Here is a 7,366-nt window from a genome sequence, read left to right as displayed (position 1 = left end):
GAATTCAACAGGTTGCTGGTGATGAAATCATCCATCGAGATGACGAAGGCGAGCATGGCGCCGGCGAAAACACCCGGCAGGATGAGCGGCAGCGTGACGCGACGAAAGGCGACCCAACCGGTTGCATAGAGATCGCGGGCGGCTTCCTCCAGATCGAAGTCCATTCCCTGCAGGCGGGCGCGTATCGGCAGGAAGGCGAACGGGATGCAGAAGGTGGTGTGGGCGATCATCAGCTTCACCATTCCGTTGGCGAGCCCGATCTCGGAGAAGAGGATCAGGACGGCGACAGCAACGACGATTTCGGGCAGGAGCAGCGGCAGGTTCACCACCGCTTCGGAGATGCGGCGGAACCGGACATCGCGGCCGCGCACCAGCACCAATGCCGCCATCAACGCGACAAGGGTCGAGGCGACTGTGGCGACCGTGGCGACGAGCAGGGAGGTCTTCACCGCTGTCATCAGGTTGGCGTTGGACAAAGCGGTGGCGTACCAGTGCAATGAGAAGCCGCCCCAATTGGAGACGATCCGGTTCGCATTGAAAGAGTAGAACACCACGACGGCGATGGGCAAATAGAGATAGGCGAAGAAGATCGCGCTGAAGAGACCGAAGCCCGGATAGCGCCTGACATCATCGTCCGCGTTCATGCCGCACGCTCCAGGCCTTCGGTGCGCATCGAGCGCAGACCCTGGAAAATCAGGAAGACCATGACCGCGGCCATCAGCACGATGGCGATGGCGGCGCCGAGCGGCCAGTTGCGGGCGCCACCGAACTGTAGCTGGATGAGATTGCCCATCATCATGGTCTTGCCGCCGCCGAGCAGGGTCGGCTCCAGGACCGCGCCGAGGCTTGGAACGAACACCAGGATCGCGCCGGCGATCATGCCGGGCCGGGTGAGGGGCAGGATAACGCGGCGCAATGTGGTGACGCGGTTGCCATAGAGATCATGCGACGCCTCGATGAGCGCAGGGTCGAGTTTCTCGATCGAGGCGAAGATCGGCAGGATCATCAGCGGAATGTAGCTGTAGACGAGACCGAGCAGCATGGCGGTGTTGCCGAACAGCAGCGAGTCCATGTTGTCGACGAGGCCGAGACCGCGAAGGGTCTTTTCGACGACACCATCCTTGCCAAGGATGATGATCCAGGAATAGACGCGCACGATCATCGAAACCCAGAATGGCAGCGTGACGAGATAGATCAGCAGCACTTTGATCGCCGGCCGCTGCAGCGCTATGAAATAGGCGACCGGGAAGCTCAGGAGCAGGCAGATCGATGTTGTCACGGCCGACAGGACCAGCGTTCTGGCAACAACGATGAGATATTGCGGATTGAACTCCATCTCGCCGGTCCAGCCTTCGTTGAACAAAAGCTGCTTGTAGGGCGCTGTGGTGAACACATATTCGAACCCGCCGTAAGGTCCGCGCGTCGAGAACGACACCACGATGATGATGCCGATCGGGATGATCAGCGTCAGCAGCATGATGAGATGGGCCGGCAGCAGGCCGAGGACATTCCAGCCAGGACTTTTTGTGTGTGCCTTCATGCGCCGAGGATCCGCACGGATTCGGCGGCAAAGCCGACTTTTACCGATTGCCCGATTTCGAACATCTGGCCGCGGCTGACGCTGTTGCGCTTGGAGATGCGCAGCTTGGTGCCGCCCGCTTCAATCAGATAGTATGTGTAGCCGCCGAGATAGTTGGTGCTCATGATCGTGCCGTCGACAGCGATCGGGTTGTCCTGCGCGGGCAGGCTGATTTTTTCCGGACGTATCGAGATGAAGGCCTTCTGGCCGGCGACCGCTTTCTTGTGAGAGGCCGTCAAGGTCATGCCGAGCTGCGTTTTCACGGTTGCCTGCTCGCCGTCCACGGCAATCACGTCAGCATCGAGGAAGTTGGTCTCGCCGATGAAATCGGCGACGAAGCGGTTCGACGGCTCCTCGTAGATCGCCGCGGGTGTGCCAAGCTGCTGGATCTCGCCATCGCCGAGAACGCAGATGCGATCCGACATGTCGAGCGCTTCTTCCTGGTCGTGGGTGACGAAGACGAAGGTGATGCCGGTCTTGCGCTGCAGGATGCGCAGCTCGTCGCGCATGGCCTGGCGCAGCTTCAGGTCGAGTGCCGAGAGCGGTTCGTCGAGCAGCAGCACTTCCGGTTCCGGCGCCAGGGCGCGGGCGAGCGCGACGCGCTGGCGCTGGCCGCCCGACAATTGCTGCGGCTTGCGCCCGGCAAAGGCCTCCATATGGACGAGACGAAGCATATCGGCGACGCGCGCATCGCGGCGGCCCTTTGACCAGCCGAGGTTTTCGAGCCCGAAGCCGATGTTCTGTTCGACGCTCATATGCGGAAACAGGGCGTAGCTCTGGAAGACGGTGTTGACCCGCCGCTTATGCGGGGGGAGTCCCTGTATGTCCGAGCCGTGCAGGAAAATCTGCCCCGCCGTCGGCTGCTCGAAACCGGCGATCATGCGCAGCAGGGTGGTCTTGCCGCAGCCGCTCGGGCCGAGCAGCGTGAAGAACTCGTTGTCGTAGATGTCGAAGGAAACAGGCTTCAACGCCTGATAGGTGCCGAACACCTTGGAGACGCCCTTGATCTCGACGGCCTTTCGAGGTGCGCCGTGGCCAGCCTCGTCATTCATGGTCAGGCGCTCCGGTCAGGACTTTTGCGAGCTCGGCGATGAAGGTGATCGACGCCGCGCCACCGAGAACGGGCGCGGCGTCGATCAGGTAAGTTACATCTTCTCCCATTTGCCGCTGCGGACGACGAACATGTCGATGTCGATGGCCATGTTGGTCTGTCCGTTGGCATCGAACGAGACGTCTCCCAGAATGCCGTCGTGGTGGATGTCACGAATGGCCTTGCTCAGCGCCTCCTTGTCGTCGAGGCCTTTTTCCTTGATGACCTGAAGCAGGATCTGCGTCGCCTCGTAGGCATATTTCGCATAGGAGCCGGCAGGATCGGGATAAGCCTTGGTTTCATAGGCCTTGTTGAACTCCTCGAGCTTGGGGTTCGACTGGACGGCCGGAGTTCCGGCGATGGTGCCCTCGGCGGCAGCTCCCGCGATCTCGATGAATTTCGGGTCGTAGATGCCTGAAATTCCGTACATCGGCAGATTGCCCATGCCGAGGTCGGCCATCTGGCTGCGCACCAGCGCTGCTTCGGTGACGACACCGCCGAAATAGACCGCGTCGGGCGACGCTGCCTTCGCGGTCGTCAGCATGGCGCGGAAATCGGTCGTGCCGACAGCTGCGGCATCCGAAGAAACGACCTCGCCGCCGGCCGCCTTGAAGAAATCGCCGAACCATTTGGTGTTGGCCGCACCGTAGTCGGTGGTGTCGGAGATGATGGCGATCTTCTTGATCTTGCCTTGCTTGGCGATGGCTTCGGCCAGCGGTTTGTTCTCGTTGACCAGCGTCGGCGTGACGCGGGTCACGTTCGGGAAGTTCTGTTCGGTAATCTTCGGGCTGACCGCGCCCCAGACGATGAACGGCATCTGCGAGCGGTTGAAGACCGGGATCGTCGCCAACGCGACCGAGCTGTTCCAATGCCCCGTTGCCGCGACCACCGCGGGATCGTTGACCAGCTTCTGCGCCGCCGAAACGCCGACGGCCGGATCGGAGGCGTCATCGAGCACGACGCCTTCCACCTGGTGCGGATAGCCGCTGGCATTGGCCTGCTCGATGGCGAGCAGGAAGCCGTTGCGGGCGCCGAGGCCCTGCTGGGCGTTGCCGCCGGAGAGCGGCCCGATGAAGCCGAGCTTGATCTGGTCGGCCTGCGCCTGGGCGGCGCCCAGGGCGATGGCAAACAGAGAGCCGGCCAGAATTGACGATACGCGGATAAGCGCACTGCGCCTGTTTTGCATGGTTCCACCTCAAACAGAATTATCTGCCGCCGTCGTAGCGACCCGGCCGATCGTGATCGTCGGCTGATCATCAGTGTACGGGCGCGTATTCAGTGACGAAATTCGGAAATTGTGACTCGTGAGTTCTGTCCGCCCGGGATGGCGGTTGATACCTGTCGGCGGCTTCAATCGAGAGACCGACCGCATGGCGGAACTGCTTGTCCAGCAACTGGTGAACTGGATAACCCTTGGCTGCATCTATGCCTTGCTGGCGATCGGATTCAGCCTGATCTTCGGTGTCTTGAACGTCATTCATTTCTCGCACGGCGATGTCGCGATGACGGCGCCGTTCATCACGCTGGCGCTTGCCCAGGCGTTGGCGACCGCTCTTGGCGCCTCGGGCCCCGCCTGGCTGGTGCTTGCGGTTCCGGTCGCCGTGCTCGCCGTCGGTTTGATCGGCGTCCTGCTGGACAAGGTGGTCATCAGGCGCTTCCGCGATGCGCCCGCCATGATGGCGCTGGTGGCGACCGTGGCGCTCGGCATCGTCATCCGCGAGCTGATCCGCCATCTCTATCCGCAGGGATCGAACCCGCATGCCTTCCCGCGCCTGGTGTCGGGCATGGCTTTCGAAATCTCCGGCGTTGCCATCAGCTGGTTCGCGCTGCTGGTGGTGGTGCTGACCGTCGCGCTGGTTGCCATGCTGTTTGTCTTCCTGCGCATGACCCCGCTCGGGCTGCGCATCCGGGCGGCCTCGGAGGACCGGGTCGTGGCGCGCATGATGGGCATCCGCGATGCACGCGTCTTCCGTGCGACGTTCTTCATTGCCTCGGCTATCGGCGCCATCGCTGGACTTCTGTTCGCAAGCTATGCCGGCGTGACACGGTTCGACTTCGGCGTCATGGCCGGCCTGCTCGGCTTTTCCGCCGCGGTCATCGGCGGCCTCGGCTCGATGCCGGGCGCCATACTGGGCGGACTGATCATTGCCGGCATCGAAGTGCTGGCGCAGACATTCGTGCCGGACGGCGCTTCCTACCGGCTGGTCTTCGTCTTCCTGCTGGTCATCGCCGTGCTCATCTTCCGCCCCGCCGGCCTGCTTGGGCGCACCGTCATGGAGAAAGTCTAGCATGCAGGGTCGTGCTTCACCCGACGTGCCGGGCATAGCCGCGGCCACGGTCTTCGCCATCGCCTCGCAAATCATCGGGGCAGCGTTCCTGTACCTCATCCTCAGAGTCGACGGCGGCTGGCAGGTGGTCGGCCTGCTGGCCTTGCTCGGCCTCGGTTTCTATCTGCTGGAGAGGCTGCCGTGGATCGCCGACTATGCGTTGGCGAGCTTTGCCCGGGTTCCGCTCGTGGCGATGATCACTGCGGCGGTCATCGTGCTGGCCTTTCCGTTCTTCGTCGGATCCAACACCTATATCCTCCATCTGCTGATCGTCGCCGAGCTTTATGCGGTGCTGGCGCTGGCGCTCAATTTCCAGCTCGGCAGCGCCAACATCCCGAACTTCGCCACCGGCGCTTCCTACGGCATCGGCGCCTACGTGTCGGCGCTGCTGGCGATCAATTTCGGCGTCAGCTTCTGGCTGACGCTGCCGGTCGCGGCGCTGGCGGCGACCCTGTTCGGTTTCATCATCGGCATCCCGTCGATGCGCACGCGCGACACTTATCTGGCGCTCGTCACCATCGCCTTCGGTGTCGTGGTCCAGCAATTGCTGAACAATTTCAGCTGGACCGGCGGACCCAACGGACTGGTCGGCATTCCGGCGCCCAGCCTGTTCGGCCATTCCTTTGCCGATCCGCTGGTGATCTTCGGCTGGAAGCTGCCGAGCCAGGCGAATTTCTATTATTTGTCGGCCGCACTGGTCGTCGTCGCCATCGTCACCGCGGATCGGCTGCACGGTTCGCGCATCGGTTTGGCCTGGAATGCGCTGCGCGCCGACGAGATCGCCGCCAAGGCGCAAGGCATCAATGTGGCGTGGTTCAAGGTTCTGGCCTTCGCCGTCGACGCCTTTCTCGCCGCCTTCGCCGGCACGATCTACGCCTTCTACGTCTCCTACATTTCTCCCGACAATTTCACCTTCCTGGTCTCCGTCACCATCATGACCATGGTCATCGTCGGCGGCATGGACAATATTTTCGGTGTCATCGTCGGTGCGTTCCTGCTGACCATCCTGCCGGAGAAATTGCGCGCGTTCGCCGACTACCGCCTGCTGTTCTTCGGCGTCGTCATCATCGGCTTCCTGATGATCCGGCCGCAAGGTCTGTTCCCGCAACGCATGCGGCGCTACGGAGGCGGACTGTGAGCGCGCTTCTCAAGGTCGAGAATTTGACGATGCGCTTCGGCGGCCTGGTCGCGCTCAACGATGTCAGCCTGTCGATCGACAAGGGCGCGGTGCTCGCCGTCATCGGCCCGAACGGCGCCGGCAAGTCGACGCTGTTCAATGTCGTGACCGGCGTCTACCGGCCAACCTCCGGTCGCGTGACCTTCGACGGCGCCGAGATCACCGGCCGCCCGTCCTACGAAGTTGTCGACCGCGGCATCGCCCGCACATTCCAGTCGTCGCGTCTGTTCTCCGACCTCAGTGTCCTCGACAACGTCATCATCGGCATGCACACCCGCACCAGGACCGGCGTGCTGACCGCGCTGTTTAGGCCTGGCGCATCGCGCCGCGAGATGGCGGCTTGCGTGGAAAAGGCCGAAACCCTGCTCAAGCTCGGCTCCGGCGACCTGTTCGAACAACGCTACCGGCCAGCGAGTACACTGGCCCAAGCCGACAGGCGGCGCCTGGAAATTGCCCGAGCGCTCGCATCGCAGCCCAAGCTCTTGCTGCTCGACGAACCTTCGGTCGGCATGGACGATACGGAAACCGACGCGCTGGTGGCCGACATCACGCGGCTGCGCGTACAAAACCCTGCTCTGTCGGTGGTCCTGATCGAGCACGACATGCGGGTGGTCGAAGCGTTCCCGCAGCATGTCACCTGCATCGACTATGGCAGCAAGATCGCCGAGGGCGACTTCGCGGCGGTGCGAGCCGACCCGCGCGTCCAGGAAGCCTATCTCGGGAAGGCGGTCGCCCATGCTTGAACTCAGGGATGTCGATACTTCCTATGGCGCGGTGCCGATGCTGCGCGGCGTGGCGATGAGCGTGCGCCCCGGCGAACTGGTCTGCCTGCTGGGGCCGAACGGCGCCGGCAAGACGACAACCTTCATGACAGTCTGCGGCGTCGTGCGGGCGCAGCGCGGCAAGGTCGAGGTGATGGGCAGGGACATGGCGACGCTCGGCACGGAAAACCTGGCGTCGCTCGGCGTCGGGCTCGTTCCCGAAGGGCGCCGGCTGTTCCCCGGCCTGACCGTGGTGGAGAATTTGCGCCTGGGCTATGACGCGGTGTCGGGCAGGGGACCCAATTTCGGGGTGCAACTGGACAAGATGTGCAAGCTGTTTCCGCGCATCCAGGAGCGCCTGCGCCAGGTCGCCGGGACTTTGTCGGGCGGCGAACAGGCGATGGTGGCGCTGGCGCGCGCGCTGATCGGCGA

At 63.0% G+C, this 7,366-nt stretch carries 8 protein-coding genes; 4 read left to right on the top strand and 4 right to left on the bottom strand.

The window, feature by feature from the left end:
* From EOC06_RS19955 to EOC06_RS19940, 4 genes are all read right to left on the bottom strand, one after another.
* Positions 1–644: ABC transporter permease (locus EOC06_RS19955; protein WP_164898663.1), on the bottom strand; the 644-nt coding region annotated here is incomplete at its 3' end.
* Positions 641–1,540, bottom strand: a complete 900-nt coding sequence (locus tag EOC06_RS19950) for an ABC transporter permease (RefSeq protein ID WP_128308589.1) — start codon at positions 1,538–1,540, stop codon at positions 641–643. The genes EOC06_RS19950 and EOC06_RS19955, both read right to left, overlap by 4 nt.
* Positions 1,537–2,631, bottom strand: a complete 1,095-nt coding sequence (locus EOC06_RS19945; RefSeq protein ID WP_127809682.1) for an ABC transporter ATP-binding protein — start codon at positions 2,629–2,631, stop codon at positions 1,537–1,539. Before EOC06_RS19945 ends, EOC06_RS19950 begins: the two co-directional genes overlap by 4 nt.
* Before the next feature lie 93 nt (positions 2,632–2,724).
* Positions 2,725–3,855, bottom strand: coding sequence for a branched-chain amino acid ABC transporter substrate-binding protein (locus EOC06_RS19940; protein WP_127271535.1), 1,131 nt, complete (start codon positions 3,853–3,855; stop codon positions 2,725–2,727).
* Positions 3,856–3,973: 118 nt separating this feature from the next.
* On the opposite strand from EOC06_RS19940, the gene EOC06_RS19935 reads away from it, so the two are divergent.
* The 4 genes from EOC06_RS19935 to EOC06_RS42955 all read left to right on the top strand — a co-directional run.
* Positions 3,974–4,957 carry a branched-chain amino acid ABC transporter permease gene (locus EOC06_RS19935; RefSeq protein WP_245469825.1) on the top strand — a complete coding sequence of 328 codons (984 nt, stop codon included), beginning with the start codon at positions 3,974–3,976 and terminating at the stop codon, positions 4,955–4,957.
* A gap of 1 nt (position 4,958) precedes the next feature.
* Positions 4,959–6,134, top strand: a complete 1,176-nt coding sequence (locus EOC06_RS19930; RefSeq protein WP_128308588.1) for a branched-chain amino acid ABC transporter permease — start codon at positions 4,959–4,961, stop codon at positions 6,132–6,134.
* Complete coding sequence (locus EOC06_RS19925; RefSeq protein WP_245469824.1) at positions 6,131–6,916, top strand: ABC transporter ATP-binding protein; 786 nt, start codon at positions 6,131–6,133, stop codon at positions 6,914–6,916. The genes EOC06_RS19930 and EOC06_RS19925 overlap by 4 nt, the downstream gene beginning before the upstream one ends.
* On the top strand, positions 6,909–7,366 hold a 458-nt coding region (locus EOC06_RS42955; protein ID WP_245469823.1), incomplete at its 3' end, for an ABC transporter ATP-binding protein. The genes EOC06_RS19925 and EOC06_RS42955, both read left to right, overlap by 8 nt.

It is taken from the genome of Mesorhizobium sp. M7A.F.Ca.MR.362.00.0.0 (assembly GCF_004023175.1).
In the GTDB taxonomy this organism is placed as follows: Bacteria; Pseudomonadota; Alphaproteobacteria; order Rhizobiales; family Rhizobiaceae; genus Mesorhizobium.
This window is presented reverse-complemented; position numbering and strand designations above follow the sequence as displayed.